At 66.2% G+C, this 21,505-nt stretch carries 19 protein-coding genes; 12 read left to right on the top strand and 7 right to left on the bottom strand.

What is annotated here, in order from left to right; translation table 11 throughout:
* Complete coding sequence (locus SKC41_RS15310; protein ID WP_330978906.1) at positions 1 to 1,623, top strand: ABC transporter family substrate-binding protein; 1,623 nt, start codon at positions 1 to 3, stop codon at positions 1,621 to 1,623.
* Here SKC41_RS15310 and SKC41_RS15305 read toward each other — a convergent pair.
* The 5 genes from SKC41_RS15305 to SKC41_RS15285 form a co-directional block, all read right to left on the bottom strand.
* Positions 1,610 to 2,860, bottom strand: coding sequence for an alpha/beta hydrolase (locus SKC41_RS15305; protein WP_330978353.1), 1,251 nt, complete (start codon positions 2,858 to 2,860; stop codon positions 1,610 to 1,612). The genes SKC41_RS15310 and SKC41_RS15305 overlap by 14 nt on opposite strands.
* A gap of 68 nt (positions 2,861 to 2,928) precedes the next feature.
* Complete coding sequence (locus SKC41_RS15300; protein WP_330978352.1) at positions 2,929 to 3,177, bottom strand: hypothetical protein; 249 nt, start codon at positions 3,175 to 3,177, stop codon at positions 2,929 to 2,931.
* Positions 3,174 to 3,359: a hypothetical protein gene (locus SKC41_RS15295; protein WP_330978351.1), complete on the bottom strand. Its 186-nt coding sequence runs from the start codon at positions 3,357 to 3,359 to the stop codon at positions 3,174 to 3,176. The genes SKC41_RS15300 and SKC41_RS15295 overlap by 4 nt, the downstream gene beginning before the upstream one ends.
* A gap of 227 nt (positions 3,360 to 3,586) precedes the next feature.
* Positions 3,587 to 6,208 carry an AAA family ATPase gene (locus SKC41_RS15290; RefSeq protein ID WP_330978350.1) on the bottom strand — a complete coding sequence of 874 codons (2,622 nt, stop codon included), beginning with the start codon at positions 6,206 to 6,208 and terminating at the stop codon, positions 3,587 to 3,589.
* A complete protein-coding gene (locus tag SKC41_RS15285) occupies positions 6,205 to 7,371 on the bottom strand; it encodes a metallophosphoesterase family protein (protein WP_330978349.1) in 1,167 nt (388 codons plus the stop codon). The genes SKC41_RS15290 and SKC41_RS15285 overlap by 4 nt, the downstream gene beginning before the upstream one ends.
* 294 nt (positions 7,372 to 7,665) lie before the next feature.
* On the opposite strand from SKC41_RS15285, the gene SKC41_RS15280 reads away from it, so the two are divergent.
* Together SKC41_RS15280 and SKC41_RS15275 are read left to right on the top strand one after the other, a co-directional pair.
* A complete protein-coding gene (locus SKC41_RS15280; protein WP_330978348.1) occupies positions 7,666 to 9,051 on the top strand; it encodes an HNH endonuclease signature motif containing protein in 1,386 nt (461 codons plus the stop codon).
* A gap of 5 nt (positions 9,052 to 9,056) precedes the next feature.
* Entirely contained in the window at positions 9,057 to 9,560 is a 504-nt protein-coding gene (locus SKC41_RS15275) for a SixA phosphatase family protein (protein WP_330978347.1), read from the top strand.
* Between the two features lie 22 nt (positions 9,561 to 9,582).
* On the opposite strand, the gene SKC41_RS15270 is transcribed toward SKC41_RS15275, so the two are convergent.
* Entirely contained in the window at positions 9,583 to 10,128 is a 546-nt protein-coding gene (locus SKC41_RS15270) for a DUF3558 domain-containing protein (protein ID WP_330978346.1), read from the bottom strand.
* On the bottom strand, positions 10,128 to 10,679 hold the full coding sequence (locus SKC41_RS15265; RefSeq protein WP_330978345.1) for a DUF3558 domain-containing protein: 552 nt from the start codon (positions 10,677 to 10,679) through the stop codon (positions 10,128 to 10,130). The genes SKC41_RS15270 and SKC41_RS15265 overlap by 1 nt, the downstream gene beginning before the upstream one ends.
* A 182-nt stretch (positions 10,680 to 10,861) precedes the next feature.
* On the opposite strand from SKC41_RS15265, the gene SKC41_RS15260 reads away from it, so the two are divergent.
* From SKC41_RS15260 to SKC41_RS15220, 9 genes are all read left to right on the top strand, one after another.
* On the top strand, positions 10,862 to 12,610 hold the full coding sequence (locus SKC41_RS15260) for an ABC transporter ATP-binding protein (RefSeq protein WP_330978344.1): 1,749 nt from the start codon (positions 10,862 to 10,864) through the stop codon (positions 12,608 to 12,610).
* On the top strand, positions 12,607 to 14,511 hold the full coding sequence (locus SKC41_RS15255; protein WP_330978343.1) for an ABC transporter ATP-binding protein: 1,905 nt from the start codon (positions 12,607 to 12,609) through the stop codon (positions 14,509 to 14,511). The genes SKC41_RS15260 and SKC41_RS15255 overlap by 4 nt, the downstream gene beginning before the upstream one ends.
* 131 nt (positions 14,512 to 14,642) lie before the next feature.
* Positions 14,643 to 14,978, top strand: coding sequence for a DUF732 domain-containing protein (locus SKC41_RS15250; protein ID WP_330978342.1), 336 nt, complete (start codon positions 14,643 to 14,645; stop codon positions 14,976 to 14,978).
* A 163-nt stretch (positions 14,979 to 15,141) separates the two neighbouring features.
* Positions 15,142 to 15,477: a DUF732 domain-containing protein gene (locus SKC41_RS15245; protein WP_330978341.1), complete on the top strand. Its 336-nt coding sequence runs from the start codon at positions 15,142 to 15,144 to the stop codon at positions 15,475 to 15,477.
* Positions 15,478 to 15,786: 309 nt separating this feature from the next.
* Positions 15,787 to 16,521, top strand: coding sequence for an LppX_LprAFG lipoprotein (locus tag SKC41_RS15240; RefSeq protein ID WP_330978340.1), 735 nt, complete (start codon positions 15,787 to 15,789; stop codon positions 16,519 to 16,521).
* A 90-nt stretch (positions 16,522 to 16,611) separates the two neighbouring features.
* A complete protein-coding gene (locus SKC41_RS15235) occupies positions 16,612 to 16,968 on the top strand; it encodes a DUF4189 domain-containing protein (RefSeq protein WP_330978905.1) in 357 nt (118 codons plus the stop codon).
* Positions 16,969 to 17,125: 157 nt separating this feature from the next.
* Positions 17,126 to 17,851 (top strand): C39 family peptidase, encoded by a 726-nt coding sequence (locus SKC41_RS15230; RefSeq protein ID WP_330978339.1) that lies wholly within the window; start codon positions 17,126 to 17,128, stop codon positions 17,849 to 17,851.
* 283 nt (positions 17,852 to 18,134) lie between these two features.
* Entirely contained in the window at positions 18,135 to 19,289 is a 1,155-nt protein-coding gene (locus SKC41_RS15225; RefSeq protein ID WP_330978338.1) for a BTAD domain-containing putative transcriptional regulator, read from the top strand.
* Positions 19,290 to 19,532: 243 nt separating this feature from the next.
* Positions 19,533 to 21,344, top strand: coding sequence for a serine/threonine-protein kinase (locus SKC41_RS15220; RefSeq protein WP_330978337.1), 1,812 nt, complete (start codon positions 19,533 to 19,535; stop codon positions 21,342 to 21,344).
* Positions 21,345 to 21,505: the final 161 nt, after the last annotated feature.

Here is a 21,505-nt window from a genome sequence, read left to right as displayed (position 1 = left end):
ATGGTGATGGTCACCGGCTGCTCGAGTGGCTACGAGGACCTGCCGGCGACCCGGGCGGCCCAGGTCGGCGCTACCAGCGACATGAATCCGCAGGACCCGGCAACGCTGCAAGACGGTGGCGACCTGCGACTACCGCTGACGGAGTTCCCGGACAACTTCAATCAGTTGAACATCGACGGCAATACGTCTGACACCGGTGCGGTGCTGGCGGCCACGCTGCCGGGGGCGTTCATGACCCAGGCGGACGGCAGGCTGGAGCTCAACGCCGACTACTTCACCGGTGCCGAGCTGACCGGCACCAATCCCCAAACCGTCACGTACACAATCAATCCCAAGGCAACGTGGAGCGACGGTACGCCGATCACGTGGGAAGACCTCAAGTCGGAGGTCGACGCGTGCAACGGCCGCGACAAGAAGTACTTGATCGCCAGCCGGGCCGGGTTCGAACGGGTGAAGTCGGTGACCAGAGGTGTGAACGACCGGCAGGCGGTGGTCACCTTCTCCGATCCGTACGCCGAATGGCGCGGAATGTTCGCCGGAGGGATACAGCCGCGCAGCATGACGGCCAACCCGGAGGTCTTCAACAAGGGCCAGCTCGAAGCTCCGGGCCCGTCGGCCGGTCCCTTCATCGTGTCCACGATCGACCGGACCGCGCAGCGCATCGTGCTGACCCGTAATCCTCGATGGTGGGGCCGCAAGCCGCGGCTGGATTCGATCACCTTCCTGGTGCTCGACGTCTCGGCCATCATCCCTGCCCTGCAGAACAAGGCGATCGATGCCGCCGGCATCACGACGCTCGACGATATGGTGACCGCCCAGCGCACACCCGGCATCGTGATCCGGCGCGCGCCGGCACCGACTTGGTTCCACTTCACGTTCAATGGCGCCGAGGGGTCGATCATGGCCGACGAGCGGCTGCGACTGGCGATCTGCCAGGGTATCGACCGCCAAGCCATCGTCGATGTCGTCCAGCACGGGCTGAGCGCCCATCCCGTGCCGCTGAACAACCACGTCTACGTGGCCGGACAGGTTGGCTACCAAGACAACAGCGCTCCCGGCGCTTACAACCCGGATAAGGCCCGACGCGACCTCGATGCCATGGGGTGGAAACTCAACGGCGCGGTGCGGGAGAAGGACGGCAAGCAGCTCGTCGTTCGCGACGTACTCTTCGACGCGGCATCCAACCGCCAGATTGCCATGGTTGCGCAGAACAGCCTGGCGCAGATCGGTGTGAAGCTGGTACTTGACCTCAAAGCCGGTAGCGGATTTTTCAGCCAGTACGTCGGCGTCGGCGATTTCGATATCGCCCAATTCGGTTGGGAAGGCAATGCTTTCCCGTTGTCGGCGCTTGCGCAGATTTACACCTCGGACGGTGACAGCAACTTCGGCAGGATCGGCAACGCCGCGATCGATGCGAAGATCACCGAGACGTTGTCGGAGCTGGACCAGAACAAGGCGCGTGCTCTCGCCAACCAGGTTGACCAGATGATCTGGCGGGAGGGCTTCAACCTGCCGCTGTTCCAGTCGCCCGGGAACCGAGCGGTACGAAAGGATTTGGCCAATTACGGCGCGGCCGGACTGGCCGATGTGGACTACACCGCGGTCGGGTTCATGCGGACCTGAGCCGCCGCCACGGCGGCGTCACCACCGGCAGCGCACCCTCCGCGATCGCGGCCACCTCGACGGCCTTCCACAGCAGGCGTATCGCGGGACGGGCCGGCAACGTGTCCAGCGCCGGTCCCCGGCCGGCGAGCTGGTCGACTTCGCCGCGGCACACCGCCTCGGCGATGATCAGTGCGGCGGGCTCACGAAAGTCCACGGCGCTGTGTGCCATCGTCGGCAACGCCAATAGCAGAGCATTCGGCACCAGCGATGCCACCTGCTCTGCCACCGCCCGCGGTGTCACCAGATCACGCCCGCCGGAGACCACGACAGTGGGCCAGGTGAACTTGGGCATCTGCGCCACCAGATCGTACGGCTCTGCCTCGAAAGCATCTGTGCCGTTGATGATTTCACGCAGCGCGACGGCCGGATCGAGCGGCAGGCCGTCGGGCTGGGCCCCGTAGTCGAGTTCGCGGAACGCGATGCGGCTCACCAGATCGATTTCATGACGGTACGCGACATTGAGACTCACGACGGCGGAGAAGCGAGACAGCATCCGCCACAACGTCATTCGGCCGCTGAGCAACAGGTCGAGTTCGCGATCCAGCAGCCCTGCCCCGCCGTAGGCGTAGATGGTGGCGGCAATCTCGCCCGCCGTCCCGGCCATTACCCCGGCGTCGATCAGCTTGCGGACCTTGGGGGCCAATGCGGCGGTTTCGGGGGTATCGCCGTCGAACAGCAGTCCGCGGACGGCGCGGCGGACGACCGCGATGTCGTGTCGTGACAGCAGGGGCGAATCCAGAATCATCGCGTGCACCCGGCCCGGATGGCGTACGCCGAAGCCCGCCGAGATATAGCTGCCGTACGAAGTGCCGTACATGACGGCGGAGTCCACGTGGGCGTCGTCGAGCACGGCGGCGATGTCGTCGACTACCTGGTCGACGGTGATCGCTTCCGGCGGCAGGTCCGTGCCGGAGTCGTCGTGCCGCGACATGCCGATCCCCCGGTGCTCGATCATGATGACGTCGAGACCGGCGAGCGCGGCGCGACGCCGTAGCCCCTTGTAGACCTGCAGCGACGCCACGCCCGGGCCGCCCGGGATGATGACCAGCGGGTGGGCGGACTTGCGGCCGGTGCGCACGTAGTACAGATCGAATTCGTCCGCGCTGCCTGGGGATATCGGCCTGCGCACCGGTCGCACGCCGGGCATTCCCGCAAGCCTTTCGTGCACTCGGCGCCGTTTCGCGTTCATGGTCATCGCCGCCCATTCTGCCGGGGTCACTCGCGATCAGCAGCGCGGCAGCGTTCCTGCGGGAAAGGGTCCGCTTAGGTTAGACGGTTCCTGACGTGGAAGAGGGCCAGGTCGACGCCCTGCTTCTTCCCGACGTCACCCTCCACTCGCAGCCGGGTGGAGACCCGTTCCAGCTCGTCGAGCAATCCTTCGACTTTGCCGCGTTGCACCCGTTCGCTGCGAGTGGCGCCGCCGAGGAGGGTGGTCAGCGACCGCCAACCCCGCTCAGTGGTTACTACGGTGATGATGTAGGCGGCGATCCCGGCCAGTATCGCGTACCTCATTGTGCGGCTTCTCGTGCGAGCCGCAGGTACCGGTGGAGCAGCGTATGAGAAGCGTCGAGACTCTTCCACGCCTCGAATAAATGTTCACTCTCGGGATGCCGACCAGCAAGATCGCGAGCCTGCGTGGCGGCCGGTGTGACCTTATCCAGCAGGCAGCGAACCTCAACCTCAACTTCAGTCACGTGTTTCCTCCCCCAGATGGTGCTCACTGACTCCCCGTACCCGATTCTTGAGGCCGAATCCAACATCCCAAGGGCCGACCGGGAAACTCTCAGGTAACTGACAGCGGAGCCACGTCGGCGATCAACCGGTGATCAGGTCGGTGGCCTTCTCCCCGATCAGCACCGCGACAGAGCCCGCCGAGCCAGTAGTTTCGGGGTGAGTGTCACGCGGGACGACCCCCCGGGTGCTACACAGTGAGGTCGATGCGGTGCGCACCTTTCACGCTGTCGTAACGATCGGGACTACATGTCAACACGATCAGTTGACCCTGCGCGCCGACGGTATCGAACACCGCGCCCATCTTGGCCAGCCGCTCGGGGTCGGTGAACCCAAGTGCGTCGTCGACGACGACTGGAACGGCGTCCTCCTTGGCGACCAGCGCGGCACCGGCCAACCGCGCCAGGATCCCGAGTTGCTCCTTGGCCCCGCCGGATAGGGAGTCGTACGGCACCGTGATGCCATCGAGTGTTCGGCTGCGGATACACAAGTCGGTATCGACGTCGACCTCGAAGCTGGGCCCGAACACCGGGCGGCCGAGTCGCTGCAATTCGGTGCGGTAGGGCTCGACGTAGCCCAGCCGGGTGGTGTCGCGATGGCGGGCCATCACCGAACGCAACAGCTGCGCGGCGCGGGCCCGGGCGCCGATCCGGGTGTGCTGATTGGCGGCATGCTCACGCTCGATCTCCGCGGCGTCGAGCTTGCCCTGGCGGCCCTCGCTGCCGAATACCGAGAGTTCGATGGTGAGCTCGCGCAACGAGCGGGCCGCATCTTCGTAGCTCGCCCCGAGCGACGTCGCCGCCTCGTTGGCCGCCGCCAATTCGGCTGTCACCGCATCGGGCGCCGCGGCGGCCAATTCTTCGGCAAGTTCGGCGGCCCGACGCTCCGCGGCTGCCGCAGCCTTCTGTCCGGCATCCGCCGAAGAAGCCAGGTCCTCGTCGGCCACCGAGATCCGCTCGGCCGCCAGCTGATCGGTCGCCCTAGCCAGTTCGGCTCGTTGGATTGTCACTTCGTTGAGCAAAAGTGTTGCCCGGGTTGAGCTTTCAGCGAGTTTTGCATCGACGGCCGCGGCGGTCCGGCGACTGGACTCGGACGCGGTTTCCGCGGCCAGGCGAGCGGCCTGCGCGGCGTCGAGTTCGGCGCGCGCAGAGCCGATATCGGTGGCGAACAGATCGGGCTCGGCCGGCTGGCCGGCGCGCAGCTGCGCCAGCCGCTCCCGGAGCACATCGATATCGTCGTCACCGCACAGTCCGGACAGTGTCGCGCTCAATTGGTCGTGGCTGCTCTGCAATTCGCGGCGGTGCTGGTCGGCCAGTCTCGCCGCGGCGAGATCGGCCACCTTGCCTTCGGCCAGCGCTTCCGTCAGCTGTTGTTGCGCCGCAGCATATTTCGCCTGTACGTCAAGCGCGGTCGCACCGGGAGTGATCCGCGCGGTGAGGACACCGGGAACCTCGACTTCGGTCGGGCCGGTGAGCGTCGTCGACCAGGCGTGCCCCGCCGACAGCGTGACGGGTTCTCCCCCGACCGCGAGTTGGATGTCGGCCACGGCGGTGAATTCGACCGCCGCCGAGATCAACGTCAGCTGGTCCCCCGCACGATCGACCGCCGCTGCTGCGCTTTCGATTCGGCGCAGCAGTTGCTCGGTGAGTACGACCTCGGAGAGCTCCGCACCGACCCGGTCACGGTCACGGTGGATGGCGTCGATCTTGGCCAGCCGGGTGCTCAACCGGTCGATCTCTTCGCGCTCGGCGAGCTGATCGACGGCGCGGCGGGCCGATTCGACGCGGCTCTGCAGATCGGCCAGAACCTGCGTGGCCTCTTGCAACGCGGTACCGGCCGCCTCGGCGTCGACCTGCGCGGCCGTCAGCGCATCGGCGGCTTGTTGGGCTTGCGCCTCGACGGCCGCGACCGCCGCGGTGCGCGTTTCGATCTCAGCGACCAGGCGCAACCGGCCGTTGTGCGCGGCGTCGGCTGCGGCGCTGTTCGCCGCGGCGGCGGCCGCGACCAGCTTGGCTTCCCGCGCTTGGCGGGTGAGTTCCGCGGCCTTGTCAGCGGCGGCCTGTGCGACGGCCAACCGCGGACCGGCCGCAAGCCGCAGTTGCGAGAGTTCGGCCACTTGTTCGGTCAGCACGGCGTGGCGGCGCACCCGGTCGTCGACTTCCGCGACCGCCGCCGTGCACTCCGCAACCACAGCGTCGGCGTCGGACAGTCGAGCGATGGCCGCGGCCCACTCGCCGGTGGGCCGTCCGGTGGGGGTGAAATAGCGCGCGTACTCGGCGTCGATCCGTTCGATCAGCAGCGGCTCGTTGCCGGATAGGGCGGCCTCGTCACCGGCCGCGACATCGAGTGCACGCGAAAGTGCATCGCAGCCGGAAAGATCCACCGCGGCCGTCGATGTGGACTGCAGCACGCGCTGGGCGTGCCACAGGTCGTTGTCCACCGTCTCGGCGAGCATGCTGCGGACCCTTTCATGGGCTTCGTCGCCGGTGAGCTGCTCGCGGCGCGGCTCCAAGACGGTCAACTCCGTCTCGGGCTTCTTGTGAAAGCGCTTGCGATAGATGAATCGGTAAGCGCCGCTGCTGATTTCGGCGGTCACCTCGGAGCCGACGTCGCTGTTGGTGGGCTTGACCTGCTTGACTTCCTTCTTCGTCGAGCGGTCCCTGGACTCCAGTAGCAGATCAAGCGCCTCGATCATCGAGGACTTGCCAATCTCGTTGGCACCGCTGACCACAACCACGCCGTGGTCGGGAAACTCGATCTCGCGGTGGCGGATTCCGCGATAATTCGTCAGGATCAACCGGTGTAACTTCATGCCGACCTCCGGTCGGCAGGCCGCACTTCTGTCGATCCGGTGAGGCGCAGCAACAGCGCCAGTGCGGCCTGGGCGTCGGTCGCGGAGTCGGTGTCGTCTCTGCGGGCCGTGGCCACCAGCTCTTCGACGGCCGCAGCGGCGAATCCGCCGATGCCGAGATCGGTGAACTCGCCGTCGGCGGGTATCACCGCGAGGTCGGTGTGGCGTTCCCACGTGCGCAAGTCGGCGAACAGCCGCGCGAATCTGTCCAGGCAGCCGTCCAACTCGGCGCGGTCGGTGACCGTCAACGAACCCGTCAGTGCCAGGCGCACCACGGTGCGGTCCTTGTCGGTCATCAGATCGAGATTCATGTCGAGGTCGGCGATGTCGCGGCTGCTGTCGACCTGACGGTGCAGGGTGACAAACCGCCAATGGCCCACGTGCCGCGGCGTCACCGATACCTCGTTGCTTTCGTCGATGTCGACTACCAGGACGTGTCCCGGATTCGATTCGACATCATCGAAATTCGTGACCTCCGGCGAGCCGGAGTACCAGACCCGGCCGGTCGCACCGACCTGCGTGAGGGAGTGCTTATCCCCCAGCGCCGCATAGTGGATCGCGCCGCGGGTCAACGCCTCTTCGAGCCCGGCCAGCCGGATCAGCGACGGCTTCTCGCGATCGGGGTCGAGCACGTCGACGCCGCCGTGGGCCACGAGCACCCGGGTGACGGGGCCCGCGTCGAGTCCCTCAAGGACTTCGGCGACCAGATCGGTGGTCGGGGCCTTGGACCGCCATGGCGCGGCGACGATCTCGAGGCCCGGCCTCACTTGATGCGTGCCCGCCCGATCAAGCACGATCACGTTGTCCGGGCATTCCCGGGTGAACAACGCGCTGGTGAATACCGACGACGCATCCAGCGGATCGTGATTGCCGGGCAACAGGTAGACCGGAATACCGATGGCGCGCATGGCTTCCAGCGATTGCCCGATCACCTTCGGGTCGAGCTGGTTGTGTTCGAAGACGTCACCCGCGACCACGACGAACTCGGCGCCCACCTCGGTCGCGAGGGCACCCAGGCCGGCCACCGCGTCGCGTCGCGCCGCGGAATACCGGGGCTGGGCGTCGCCGGCCAGGAAGTGGCGGGTCATGCCCAGCTGCCAGTCGGCGGTGTGCAGAAATCGCATCCCGGCTCCCCCTTTGGAAGTGACGTGGCTATCAAGGCACCGCGAGTCTAAGTGGGTTCACCGACAACTTCGGGGACGCTGACCGGCATGCCTTGGTCCGGGTGACTTTGTGCCCGCCTCGCAGCGGGCGGGCTGGCCGCGGCGACGCTGCCTCGTTCTGGGCCCGTGTGACTTTTTGCCTGCCTTTGAGGGGCAGTCGCCGTGCGTGCACACGGGCGAATTCTCTTGCGCCACTGTGGTTTCTGTAGTCACATGGTGGCGTTTTTTGTCGGTGGGTGGGTTTAGTTTCAGGGTATGAGTTCAGCGGTGGTCGTCGATGGGGACGTCGTCACGGCGGCCTTCGACGCGCTCGACACCGCCCTGGACGGCGTCCTGGGCCTGGATACCGAGATGCTGTGCACCCGCGAGCGGCTGGTGCTGCTGGGCCGCTACGAGAAGATACGACGGCGCCTACCCGCCGGCGAGCATCCCCTGATCAACCAACTCCAGCAGGAGGCCACCCCGGCGGAGTTGGGCGGCAAACTGTCCCACGCGATCGCGGACTGGACATTGATCAGCCGCGCCGAAGCCGGCAGGCGGGTGCGGGAGGCGGCTGATCTCGGTGAGCGCCGCGCCCTGACCGGTGAACCCTTAAAACCGGTGCTGGCCGCCACCGCCGAAGCCCAACGCGCCGGGCAGCTCGGGGTCGAGCATGTGGCGGTGATCCGCCGCTTCTACCACCAGCTGCCCGGGTGGGTCGATGTCGAGACCCGCACCCGCGCCGAAGCCGACCTGACCCGGCTGGCCACCCACTACCGGCCTGACCAGTTGACCGGGTTCGCCGAGCACCTCACCGACCTGCTCAACCCCGACGGCAACTTTTCCGACGACGACCGCGCCCGGCGGCGCGGGGTGACCCTGGGCAGCCAGCAACCCGACGGCATGTCAGCCCTACATGGCTGGATCACCCCCGAACTACGTGCCACCCTGGAAGCGGTGCTGGCCAAACTCGCCGCCCCCGGCATGTGCAACCCCGACGACCACACCCCCTGCGTCGACGGCACCCCCAGCCAAGACGCCATCGATCACGACCCCCGCTCAGCAGCCCAACGCCACCACGACGGCCTCAACGCCGCCCTGCGCGCGGTCCTGGCCTCCGGAGAGCTCGGTCAGCACAATGGGCTGCCCGCCGCCATCATCGTCTCCACCACCCTGGCCGAGTTGGAAGCCGCCACCGGCCACGGGATCACCGGCGGAGGCACCCGGCTGCCCATCAGCGACGTCATCCGCCTGGCCCGCCACGCCCACCACTACCTGGCCATCTTCGACAAGGGCAAAGCTGTTTCCCTGCATCACACCAAACGCCTCGCCTCACCCGGACAACGAATCGTGTTGTACGCCAAGGATCGCGGCTGTTCAGCGCCCGGATGCAACCTGCCCGGCTTCTACTGCGAAGTTCACCATGTCACCGACTACGCCCAGTGCCACACCACCGACGTCGACGACCTCACTTTCGCTTGCGGCCCCCACCACCGAATGCTGCGACCGACGGGCTGGACCACCAGAAAACGCGCCAACGGCGATACCGAATGGATCCCGCCCCCGCACCTTGATCGAGGCCAACCCCGCACCAACTCCTACCACCACCCCAACAAACTGCTACGCAATGACGACGACGACCCCGACCACGACGTAGCGTGAGCCGCGTGAACGGCGAGCGCACCCTGCTGCTGATGCGGCATGCGAAATCTGGATACCCACCCGGTGTCGGGGACCACGAGCGACCGTTGGCGCCCCGCGGCATTAGGGAAGCGGGACTGGGCGGTGACTGGCTGCGCGCCCATCAACCCAGCATCGACGCCGTGCTGTGCTCCACGGCCACCCGTGCCCGTGAGACGCTGGCCAACACCGGCATCGACGCTCCAGTGCAATACCGCGAGCGCCTCTACGACACCACCGCGGGCACGATGATCGACGAGATCAACAAGGTTCCCGACTCCGTCGACACCCTGCTGGTCGTCGGACACGAGCCGACAATGTCGTCGCTGGCGCTCGGCCTGGCGAGCGACGATGGCACGAATGAGGCTGCGGTGCAACGTATTTCAGAGAAATACGCGACATCAGGGATCGCGGTGCTCAAGGTCACCGGCGACTGGAAAGACCTGCAACGGGGCGGAGCCACGTTGATCGACTTCCACATCCCGCGCTGATGCCCGGGCCCGCGCCGACGAGCTAGGAGTTCGTCGAGAGCGTCAGCTCCATCAGCTTGAGGGCCTGGCCGCAGGCATCGATGCCGGGTGCTTGCGGGTTGACCCACCAGCCCACGACACCGGCGGCGTCGCTGGCCACGCCGCAGGCACCATTCGGGTCGTCCGGGCGCATCACGATGGAACTCACACCCGCGATCGTCCGGGTCTCCACCTTGTACTTGAGGAAGTCGGCGACCTTACGCTCTTCGCTCAGGCTGCCCTGCTCGAACCAGAACCGGGTGATGTCGATCAGGCCGGCCGGGTTGGCCGCCTGCCACCGGCAGATCGCGCCGACGAACGTGCTCTGAATGTCGAGCGGGTCGGCACCCACGGTCTTGGCCAGGATGTCGCTGGTCAGAACCTCACATTCCTTGAGCAGGTTCGGGTACTGCTGCTGGGAATTGTTGTTGCGCGGTACGCCGCCGGCGCCCGCCTTGACGGCGTTACCGCCGATCGACCTCGAGCAGCCGGTCAGGATCATCAGCGCGGTGGTCAAGATGACCACCGCCGTCCGGACACGTCTTGTCATCATTTCGAGTTCGCAATCGATTGACGAGTCAGTTCTTTGGCGATGTCACACGGCGGCGGGAAGGGCTTTTGACTAAAGCTGATCGACCATTCGATGAAGTCGTCCTGGAACTGAATGCCGACCTCGCACAGCGAGTCGCCCAGGTTCGGCTCATTACCGACAGCGATGAAGCCGCTGTGACCGTTGATGTTGATGTCGTCGACGCTGGCGCGCGACAGCTCCTCGGTCTTGCGCTCACGCCCGATCGGGCTGCCGCGGTACCAGGAGAAAGAGAAGTGCGGACCGAGGATGCCGCCGCCGGCCAGCCACTGGCAGCCCACGGAATTGCGCGCCGTGTTGATCAGCCCGCTGACTTTGGTCAGCTCGGCCACCTGCTGGTCGTTGATGCCTCCGCACTGCGGAAACATCGGTCCGTGGTGGCCCTCGGCGTTGCCCGGCGTCGACGAGGACGTCCCGCCCGGCTTGTTGTCGCCGGAACCCGAGCAGCCCGCAATCGCCGGGACAAAGATGGTGATCGCCGCAAGGGCTAGCGCCGTGAGGTTACGACGCACCGCTACCCTGCTTCTGCTCAGCCTGCTGGTCCACACGATGCACTGTAGCGGCAGCCCGGCGGGTCAACCACCGACGCGCCACCTGAGCAGGCATTTCGAAGTGTTTGCCGGAGGTGGCTCGCGCACCCAGCCGCCCGGCGGTGCTGCGCCCCACGACGCGCGCCGTATGCGACAGTTACCAAATGCTTCTGGCACTGCTGCGCCAGTACATCCGGCCGTACCGCCGGCTGGTGGCGGTGCTGCTGGTGCTCCAACTGATCAGCACGCTGGCGACGCTGTACCTGCCGACGGTCAACGCCGCGATCATCGATGACGGCGTCGCCAAGGGCGACACCGCGACGATCGTCCGGCTCGGCATGGTGATGCTGGCCGTCACCGGGCTGCAAGTGCTGTGCTCGGTCGGGGCCACCTATTTCGGCTCACGGACCGGGATGGGGTTTGGCCGCGACCTGCGCCTGGCGATGTTCGACCAGGTCACCACCTTCTCCGAGCCCGAGACTGCCCGATTCGGCGCGCCGACTTTGCTGACCCGCAGCACCAACGACGTCCGGCAGATCCAGTACCTGGTTCAGATGACGGGCACGGTACTGATCACCGCGCCGATCATGTGCATCGGCGGAATCTTCATGGCCATCCACCAAGAGGCCGCGCTGACCTGGCTGTTGCTGGTCAGCGTCCCGGTCCTGGCCGTGGCCAACTACTGGATCATGTCGCACATGCTGCCGCTGTTCCGCAGCATGCAGGCCCTGATCGACGGCATCAACCGGGTACTGCGCGACCAACTGTCCGGCGTGCGGGTTGTCCGGGCCTTCACCCGCGAAAGCTTTGAGCGCGAACGGTTTTCCCGCGCCAACACCGCGTTGTCGAATGCATCCCTGACCGCCGGCAACTGGCAAGCGCTGATGCTGCCGGTGACCACGCTGACCATCAACGTGTCCAGCGTCGCGCTGATCTGGTTCGGCGGGCTGCGCATCGATCACGGCCAGATGCAGGTCGGCTCGCTAACCGCGTTTCTTGCCTACTTCACGCAGATCCTGATGGCCGTGTTGATGGCGACGATGACGCTGGTGGTGCTGCCGCGAGCGTCGGTCTGCGCCGAGCGGATCACCGAGGTGCTGTCCACCCGTCCCGCCATCGCCAGCCCGCAACACCCCCGGCTTCCGAACGCGGGGATGATCAGCGGCGTTGTCCGCCTAGACGGTGCTACGTTCACCTATCCGGGCGCCGACCGCCCTGTGCTGCAAGATATCTCGTTGACCGCGTTACCCGGCACCACCACCGCGGTCGTCGGCAGCACCGGCTCGGGTAAGTCGACGCTGGTGTCGCTGATCTGTCGGCTCTACGACGCGACCGACGGCGCGGTCCTGCTCGACGGCCTCGACGTCCGCGACTACGACACCGAGCGGCTCTGGTCGGCGATCGGCCTGGTCCCGCAGCGCGGCTATCTCTTCTCCGGCACGATCGCGGCGAACCTCCGACTCGGAAAGGCCGACGCCACCGACGAGGAGATGTGGGAAGCATTGCGGGTCGCGGCGGCCGACGAATTCGTGCGGGAGCACGCCGACGGGCTGCGGATGCGCGTCGCCCAGGCCGGGATGAATTTCTCCGGCGGACAACGGCAACGGCTGGCGATCGCCCGGGCAGTCATCCGCCGCCCGGCCATCTACTTGTTCGACGACGCGTTCTCCGCGCTCGACGTGCACACCGACGCGCAGGTCCGGTCCGCACTGCGGGAGATCTCCGGCGACGCCACCATCATCGTTGTTACACAGCGCATTTCGACCGCGTCGCAGGCCGACCAGATCGTCGTCGTCGACGACGGGAAAATTGTCGGCTCGGGCACCCACGAGTCGCTGCTCGACGATTGCGCCACCTACGCGGAATTCGCCGACTCGCAGTCGGTCGGCGCCGGAGTAGGAGGAACGCAGTGACCACGGCGACGAACCGGGTCGCCCGGGAAACCGCTCCCCGCACGCGATCCCGCGACTTCTGGGGCACCGCGGCCCGGCTGGTGAAACGGCTTGCGCCCCAACGAACGCTGAGCATCGCGGTGATCGCTTTGGGCCTGACCGGCACGGTGATCGGCGTCATTGTTCCCCGAATCCTCGGTCACGCCACCGATTTGCTCTTCAACGGCGTGATCGGGCGTGGGCTGCCCGCGGGAATCAGCAAGGCACAGGCCATCGCCCAAGCGCGAGCGCGCGGTGACGGGATGTTCGCCGACCTGCTGTCGGGAATGAACGTGGTGCCCGGCCGCGGCGTGGACTTCGGCGCAGTGGCACACACGCTGGCAGTTGCCCTGGCCCTGTACGTCGTTGCCGCGCTCTTGATTTGGGCACAAGCCCGGCTGCTCAACCTCATCCTGCAGCGCACCATGGTCGCGCTGCGCCGCGAGGTCGAGGACAAGGTCCACCGACTGCCACTGTCCTACTTCGACGGACGGCTGCGCGGCGAGCTGCTGAGCCGGGTGACCAACGACATCGACAACGTTCAATCCTCGCTGTCGATGACGATCAGCCAGCTGCTGACGTCGATCCTGACCGTGGTCACCGTGCTGGTCATGATGCTGTCGATTTCACCGCTGTTGACGCTGATCACCGTGCTGACCGTGCCGCTGTCGCTGCTGGTGTCCCGGGCGATCGCACGTCGCTCACACCGGCTGTTCGTGGCGCAGTGGACCAGCATCGGAGCGCTCAACGCCCATATCGAGGAGACCTACAGCGGGTTCACGGTGGTCAAGACCTTCGGTCACCGGGATGCGGCGCGCGAGCAATTCCGCAGCCTCAACGACGACGTCTACCACGCCAGCTTCGGCTCCCAGTTCTTCTCCGGTTTGGTGGCGCCGGCGACGACGTTCATCGGCAACCTTGGCTACGTCGCGGTCGCGGTGATCGGCGGCCTGCAGGTGGCCACCGGGCACATCACCCTCGGCAACATCCAGGCGTTCATCCAATACGTCCGGCAGTTCAACACGCCGCTGAGCCAGGTGGCCGGGATGTACAACACCCTGCAATCCGGGGTGGCCAGCGCCGAGCGGGTGTTCGAGCTGCTCGACGAGCCCGAGGAAGCGCCGGATCCCACGCCGACGCCGCCCAACGGCCAGGCCCCGCAGCCGCGCGGACGTGTCGAGTTCCAGCACGTGAACTTTGCCTACCGCGCCGGCACGCCGGTGATCGAAGACCTGTCGATGACGGCCGAGCCGGGCAGCACCGTGGCGATCGTCGGACCGACCGGAGCGGGCAAGACCACGCTGGTGAACCTGCTGATGCGGTTCTACGACGTCGATTCTGGCCGCATCCTGGTCGACGGCGTCGACATCACCACGATGAGCAGGCAAGCCCTGCGATCGCGAATCGGCATGGTGCTGCAAGACACCTGGCTGTTCGACGGGACCATCGCGGAGAACATCGCCTATGGACGCCCCGGGGCCGGCGCGCACGAGGTGGTCGAAGCCGCCCGAGCGGCCTATGTCGACCGCTTTGTCCAGACCCTGCCGGCCGGCTACCAGACCCGGGTCACCGGCGACGGCGCCAACATCAGCGCCGGCGAGAAGCAGCTCATCACGATCGCCCGCGCATTCCTGGCCCGTCCACAGCTGCTGATCCTGGACGAGGCAACCAGCTCGGTGGACACCCGCACCGAGGCGCTTATTGCGCGTGCCATGCACGAGCTTCGTCGCGACCGAACGAGTTTCGTTATCGCACATCGTCTTTCGACGATCCGTGGTGCCGATCGCATCGTGGTGGTCGAGTCCGGGCGCGTCGTCGAACAGGGCAATCACGCCGAACTGATGGCCCGCCGCGGCGCCTATTACGCGATGACCAGGGCCTGAGTTGTCGGCCGCAGCGCGAACCTGAGACGTGACTGAAACGACGCCAAGAAGTTATAGAGGATCCATTTAGAAGTGCGGCTGACGCTAGTCCCATCAGCACCCCAACCGCACACCTGAAAAGGATCAGAACAATGTTCACTCGCCGTATCAACACCATCGCCAGCACCATCATCGGCGCCGCCGCCATCGGGATGGTCGCGGTCGGTACCGCCGGTACCGCCGGAGCCACCACCGCAGACGACGCGTTCCTCGCTCAGATGGACAAGCTCGGCATCTCCTTCAGCTCGCCGGCGGACGCCATCAAGGACGGCCACAAGGTCTGCCAGGAACTCGCCGCCGGGAAAACCGGGACCGACGTCGCCGCCGAGATCCTGCGGCAGACGGACCTGACCAGCCACCAGGCGGCCTACTTCGTCGTCGACGCGACCCACGCCTTCTGCCCGGCACTCGCCCCGCAGCTCACCTGATCGCACCCACCCACTGGATGGGGGGTCCCGGGTCACCCGGGATCCCCCATTCGCTGTTTACCGTCTCGGCCGGGGCCGACCAAGCCATTGAGAATCCTTTTAGGCGTGGGCGCAACGCTGTGTTCATCAGCAGCCAGACCGCCCACCCGAAAGGACCACAGCAATGTTCGCTCACCGTATCCGCACAATTGCCAGCACCGCGATCGGCGCCGCCGCCATCGGGATCGCTGCACTCGCCAGCGCCGGCGTTGCGGGCGCCACCACAGTCGACGATGCCTTCATCACGCAGATGAACAAGGTGGGCGTCACCTTCACCTCACCCGCGCAGGCTGTCAACAACGGCCAGAAGGTGTGCCAGGCGCTGGCCTCCGGCGAAAGCGGCGTCGACATCGCCAACGAGGTCGTCGGCCAGACGAACCTGACCAGCAGCCAGGCGGCCCACTTCGTCGTCAACGCGGCCACCGCGTACTGCCCGCAATTCGGCGGCGCGCTCAGCTGATCGCACCACCCGCTAGCGGGGGGATCTCGGTAACCGGGATCCCCCCATTCGCCATTTGCAGGCCGCCCCGGCGGGCGCTCTTGCGCGCCGGGACCGCGCCGCACTCGACGACACCGTCGCGTCCACAACACCGAAGCCACACTGGAAAACTCTGTCAATCACGGTAATTCACCCCCTCGGCTGCCCATGTCCGGCAGTCGGCCGACTCATGCAGCCGCGAGATCCGATGTAAACCTTCCGGCTGTTGATTTGCTGCGCGGCGGTTGCTATGCAGTAAGCAGCTGTGGCCAACACTTCAAGGAGATGTCGATGAAGCTCTCGCCTCACACCGTTACGGCCGCCGCTGCCGCCGCGCTCGCCCTCGTCCTCGCTGTCGGTGGCTGCTCGAGCAACTCGAGCACCGGCAAATCGCCCGGGACCACCGCCACCACCTCCAGCGGCGAGGCGGCCACCCTGCTCAAGCAGGCCTCCGACGCGATGACCAAGGTCACCGGGATGCATGTCAGCGTGGCGGTCCAGGGCGACGTGCCCAACCTGCGGGTGACCAAGCTCGACGGCGACATCTCCAACACCCCGCAGACGGTTGCCACCGGTAGCGCGACGCTGCTGGTCGGCAAATCCCCGCAGGACGCGAAATTCGTCTACGTCGACGGCCATCTTTACTCCGATCTCGGGCAGCCCGGCGTCTACACCGACTTCGGTAACGGCGCCTCGATCTACAACGTGTCGGTGCTGCTGGACCCCAGCAAGGGGTTGGCCAACCTGCTGTCGAAGCTGCAGGGTGGCGCGGTGGCCGGCACCGAGCAGGTCAACGGTGTCGCGACCACCAAGATCACCGGCAGCTCGTCGGCTGACGACGTCGCCACGCTGGCCGGCTCCAAGCTGACCGCCCAGAGCGTGACGACGGTGCCCACCACGGTCTGGATCGCCTCGGACGGCTCCTCACACCTGGTCCAGCTTCAGGTCCATCCCACCAACGACACCTCGGTGACGCTGACGATGTCCGACTGGGGCAAGACGGTCACCGCCACCAAGCCCGTTTAGGCGCAGCCGGCCAAAAGCGTGGAATCGCAACCCCTGGAAAACGTGGAAACCGCCGGACCGCCGGCATTCGGAAAGGAATCACCAATGAGGATGATTACTCGTCGTCGGCGGTTCACGGTGGCCGGCACGGCCGCTGCCGCCGCAATCAGCGTCGCGCTGGCTCCCGCGGTCGGTGCCGCCGATCAATACGGCGCGATTGCCTACTCCAGCAACGGTTCCTGGGGCCGCAGCTGGGACTACCCAACCCGGCCGGCCGCGGAGGCCACCGCGGTCAAAAACTGCGCCTACACGGACTGCAAGGTGCTCACCAGCTTCACCGATTGCGGCGCCGTCGCGACCAACGGCAAGGCATTCCAGGGCGGGGTCGGCTCCACCCTGGCCGCCGCGATGAAGGACGCGCTGACCAAACTCGGTGGCGGCTCCATCGACACGTGGGCCTGCAACTAGCCCTCCACACCGTCTGAGCACGGTCTTCATCGCTGCGCGTACGCCGTTCGGCGCGGCGCGAGGTCACTCCAAGAATTCGTGGAGATAACAAATAGGCCACAACCAGAGCCTTTTCTCAACCACCCCGCACTAGCGCGGGACGAGAAAGGGGACTCCCATGAAGACCGCAAAGACCGCCAAGACCGCAAAGACCGCCAAGATCGCCACGATCGCCAAGACCGCCACCCTGGCAGTCATCGCCGGTGCCGTCGCGCTGGGATTGGCCGGCCCCGCCGACGCGGCCGCGGGCACGATGTACGGCGATCCGGTAGCCGCCGCCAAGTACTGGCGCTACCAGAAATACGACGACTGCGTCCTGATGTCGAGCGCCGACGTGATCGGCCAGATCACCGGCAAGGAGCCCTCGGAGCGGGCCATCATCACGGTGGCGCAAGCCACGCCGAGCGTCGTGCACCCCGGCTCGATCTACACCACGCCGGCCAACACCAAAAACCCGAATTCCGGTATGGGCACCAGCTTTGCGGACATCCCGACATTGCTGGCGCTTTACAAGATCAACGCCACGATCACCAATAAGGAGCACGCCGCCAAAGACGGCATCCTCGGTGGCATCGAAGGACTCGAGGAGCAACTCGGCGAGGGCCACCAGGTCATCGTCAGCGTCAACGGAGAGCTCATCTGGGGCCAACCCGTCGAAAACAAGGACGACAACGGCAACCCCCGGGGCGACCACGCGGTGGTGGTCACCGGTATCGACACCGCCAACAACGTGGTGCACCTCAACGACAGCGGCACCAAGGACGGCCGCGACGAGCAGATCCCGATGGCGCTCTTCATGAAAGCCTGGGAGGCCGGCAAGCAGCTGATGGTATTCACCACCTAGCCGGACACCGACGTCAAACCGGCGGGCAGCCACCCGAAGCACACGCCTCGGGTCGGCTGCTCGCCTCATGCGTTTTCGAGGAATCCCAACCGGATTCGGGCGAGCGGTCGATGATCATGCTGGCAGGGAACGCATTTCAGCCGATGGCGAAGCCGAAGCCCGCGGCACACCAATCTCCACCGGTATTACCGAATTCCGGGGTGTTCGTATCACAATGTCAAGGAATGACACCGTATGGGCAGGTGACGCCGCGCAGGGAACCCGGAAGGGCTGGTTAGCGACGATGGTAGACAAAAGTCTCGAATTCGGCCTGCTCGGGCCGTTGGAGATGACTGTTGACGGCACCATGGTGCCGCTGGGCACACCCAAACAACGCGCGGTGCTGGCCATGCTGCTGATGAACCGGAACAGCCCGGTCGGCGTCGAACGGCTGATCAACGCCCTGTGGGAGGACGAGCCCCCGTCCGGTGCGCGGGCCAGCATCCACTCGTATGTGTCCAATCTGCGCAAACTGCTCACCGGCGCCGGTATCGATCCCCGGGCGGTGCTGGCCGCCGCGCCGCCGGGTTACCGGCTGGCCGTCGACGAAAACAGTTGCGATCTGGGACGGTTCATCACCGAGAAGACCGCGGGCGTGCAGGCGGCCGCGCTCAGCAGGTTCGAGCAGGCGAGCCAGCACCTGTCGACGGCGTTGGCGCAATGGCGGGGACCGGTGCTCGAGGACCTGCGCGACTTTCAGTTCGTCGACACCTTCGCCACCTCGCTCATGGAGGAAAAAATTCTCGTCCACACCGCGAAGGCAGAGGCCGAAATCGCTTGCGGACGTGGCGCCTCCGTGGTCAGCGACCTCGAAGTCCTGATCACCGAGCACCCCTATCGCGAGCCGCTGTGGGCCCAGTTGATCACCGCCTACTATCTGACCGACCGCCAATCCGACGCGCTGGCCGCGTACCGCCGGGTGAAGACGACACTCGCCGACGAGCTCGGGATCGACCCCGGCCCGACGTTGCGCGAGCTGAACGAGAAGATCCTGCGCCAGGAGCCGCTGGACGCCAAGAAATCGGCCAGGACCACGGCGGTCGGCACCATCACCCTGCTGGACCAGCGCACCAAGGTCCCCGCCGGCAAGCCCGCCGCCTACCTGCACGAGGCGTCGGGTCGCAGTTACCCACTGCGCATGGCAGAGACCCGGATCGGGCGTCTCAGTGACAACGACATCATCCTGGCCAGCGCCAATGTGAGCCGCCATCACGCCGTCATCGTCGACACCGGCACCAGCTACGTCATCAACGACCTGCGGTCGTCCAATGGCGTCCACGTTCAACACCAGCGCATCCGCTCGGCGGCCACGCTGAAGGACGGCGATCACGTCCGAATTTGCGACCACGAATTCACGTTCGAGATCCCTCGGGGCTACAACAGCGACGCGGCAGGCTGAATATTGTTGTTGCACAAGGCTCTTCGTAGTAAAAGTCAGCATGGTCAATCACCACAAGGCTTTTCGCCGGACCCCGTCGGTATCGGTGCGCGACCCGCCCGCGCGGGGATCTCGCGATTTGTCGCGCGTTGGAGTTCGCCACGGCCTACCGTGATGGTTGCTAGTCGCGGTGGTTACGAGCGAGGATCTGCGCGTACTTGTTGATATCGTCGGCGGGTCTGCGGTCGGTTTGGAGGATCAGCGATGAGCGAGGAGCAGAACTCGCGGGTCGGGACGATGTTCGGGCCCTACCGCCTCAAGCGGCTGCTGGGCCGTGGTGGGATGGGCGAGGTCTACGAAGCCGAGCACACCGTCAAAGAATGGACGGTCGCGGTCAAGGTAATGACCGCGGAGTTCAGCCGGGACCCCGTCTTTCGTGAGCGGATGCGGCGCGAGGCGCGCACCGCGGGCCGTTTGCAGGAACCGCACGTCGTACCCATCCACGACTACGGCGAAATCGACGGCCAGATGTTCATGGAGATGCACCTCATCGAGGGCATCGACCTGGACGACCTGCTCAAGCGATTCGGCCCCTTGACCCCACCGCGCGCGGTCGCGATCATCACTCAAATCGCCTCGGCCCTCGACGCGGCCCACGCGGCCGGCGTCATGCACCGCGACATCAAGCCGCCCAACATCCTGATCACCCGCGACGATTTCGCCTACCTGGTCGACTTCGGCATCGCCAGCGCCACCACCGACGAGAAGCTCACCCAGCTCGGCACCGCGGTGGGCACCTGGAAATACATGGCGCCCGAACGGTTTTCCAACGGCGAGGTAACTTACCGCGCCGACATTTACGCATTGGCCTGCGTACTGTACGAATGCCTGACGGGCACGCCGCCGTATCGCGCGGCCACCGCGGGCGAGCTGGTCCGGGCTCACACCACCGACGCCATCCCGCTGGCCAGCGCGGTGCGCGCGGGCATCCCCAAGTCCTTCGACGCGGTGATCGCGCGCGGCATGGCCAAAAAGCCCGAGGACCGCTACGCCAGCGCCGGTGATCTGGCGCTGGCCGCGCACGAGGCGCTCAGCAACCCCGATCAAGACCACGCCGACGACATCCTGCGCCGCAGCGTCGAGGCCACCCTGGCCGCCGAGATCAAGAGCGACCCGCCCCCGACCGCTCCCGCCACGGCAGCACCCCCGCTGAGCACGCCGCCGGCGCCGTATCCAGGCCGGAACTCCGGGCCGGTGCCGCCACACCACGCTCCCAGCCCGCGCCCCTGGGCGCCCGAGAGCGGCCAGGTCCCGACTCCGAGCCAGCACGCCTCCGGCGCGCAGTATTACCAAGGAACCAGCGGCAACTGGGGTCCAACGCCGCCGGGCGCACCCCCGCCAGCCGGCCCCACGGCCTGGGCGCTGGGACAGCAACCCCCGCCCAAGCCCAAACGCAACCCCTGGCCGATCGTCATCGGAGCGGTTGCCCTGGTCGTGGTCCTGGTGGTCGCGGCGATCGGCGTCTACATCGCCACGAAGGACGACGAAAACCCCGCGCCGCACCCCACCCCTCCCAGCACCACGACCCCGCCGAGGACCACGACGTCGACAACCACCACCACCACGACCACCCCGGCCGGCGACGTCGAAAGCCAGCTGCTCACCATGGTGCCCCCGGGCTACCCGAGCGGAGTGTGCACACCGGCCACTCCGAAACCCAACACCGTGTGGTCGGATGCGCTGGCGGTAGTCGACTGCGACCAGAACACCAACCCGGGCGGCCCGTCCAAAGCGCGCTACGCACTCTTCCCGAATCCGGGTGTCCTCAAAAATGCAACAGACGCCGACATCAAGCTCCTGACGCTGGCGACCTGTCCCGGAGAAACCAACAACCCGGAAACCTGGCAGCACCCGAATGACCCGAAGGTCGACGTCGGCGTGGTCGCCTGCGGCACCTACAACAACCACCCCAACATGGTGTGGAGCAACCAGGTCAAGCTGCTGCTGTGCGATGTCTTCGGCGACCCTCCGACCATCGAGGAGCTGCACACCTGGTGGACCAAATACGGTGGCTGACCCGCGGCAGCTAAAGATCAACCAGCCCAACGGCATTGCCAGCAAACCGCGCCCGAGGACGGAATAACGCGAGGACAACCCCTGGATCAGCTATACAAGTGGTGGACGTGAGGACCGTTCTCGAGGCGGCTAGCTAACACAGCGGAGGCAGTGCGTGGACG

It is taken from the genome of Mycobacterium sp. 050128 (assembly GCF_036409155.1).
Taxonomy (GTDB): domain Bacteria; phylum Actinomycetota; class Actinomycetes; order Mycobacteriales; family Mycobacteriaceae; genus Mycobacterium.
The sequence above is the reverse complement of the archived record's forward strand: the minus strand, read 5'-3'. Positions and strand labels throughout refer to the sequence as shown.

Coding starts and splice junctions, on each gene's coding strand:
- SKC41_RS15310 (WP_330978906.1), top strand. CDS start 1: ATGGTGATGGTCACCGGCTGCTCGAGTGGCTACGAGGACCTGCCGGCG.
- SKC41_RS15305 (WP_330978353.1), bottom strand. CDS start 2,860: ATGACCATGAACGCGAAACGGCGCCGAGTGCACGAAAGGCTTGCGGGA.
- SKC41_RS15300 (WP_330978352.1), bottom strand. CDS start 3,177: ATGAGGTACGCGATACTGGCCGGGATCGCCGCCTACATCATCACCGTA.
- SKC41_RS15290 (WP_330978350.1), bottom strand. CDS start 6,208: ATGAAGTTACACCGGTTGATCCTGACGAATTATCGCGGAATCCGCCAC.
- SKC41_RS15285 (WP_330978349.1), bottom strand. CDS start 7,371: ATGCGATTTCTGCACACCGCCGACTGGCAGCTGGGCATGACCCGCCAC.
- SKC41_RS15280 (WP_330978348.1), top strand. CDS start 7,666: ATGAGTTCAGCGGTGGTCGTCGATGGGGACGTCGTCACGGCGGCCTTC.
- SKC41_RS15270 (WP_330978346.1), bottom strand. CDS start 10,128: ATGACAAGACGTGTCCGGACGGCGGTGGTCATCTTGACCACCGCGCTG.
- SKC41_RS15260 (WP_330978344.1), top strand. CDS start 10,862: ATGCTTCTGGCACTGCTGCGCCAGTACATCCGGCCGTACCGCCGGCTG.
- SKC41_RS15250 (WP_330978342.1), top strand. CDS start 14,643: ATGTTCACTCGCCGTATCAACACCATCGCCAGCACCATCATCGGCGCC.
- SKC41_RS15245 (WP_330978341.1), top strand. CDS start 15,142: ATGTTCGCTCACCGTATCCGCACAATTGCCAGCACCGCGATCGGCGCC.
- SKC41_RS15240 (WP_330978340.1), top strand. CDS start 15,787: ATGAAGCTCTCGCCTCACACCGTTACGGCCGCCGCTGCCGCCGCGCTC.
- SKC41_RS15235 (WP_330978905.1), top strand. CDS start 16,612: ATGATTACTCGTCGTCGGCGGTTCACGGTGGCCGGCACGGCCGCTGCC.
- SKC41_RS15230 (WP_330978339.1), top strand. CDS start 17,126: ATGAAGACCGCAAAGACCGCCAAGACCGCAAAGACCGCCAAGATCGCC.
- SKC41_RS15225 (WP_330978338.1), top strand. CDS start 18,135: ATGGTAGACAAAAGTCTCGAATTCGGCCTGCTCGGGCCGTTGGAGATG.
- SKC41_RS15220 (WP_330978337.1), top strand. CDS start 19,533: ATGAGCGAGGAGCAGAACTCGCGGGTCGGGACGATGTTCGGGCCCTAC.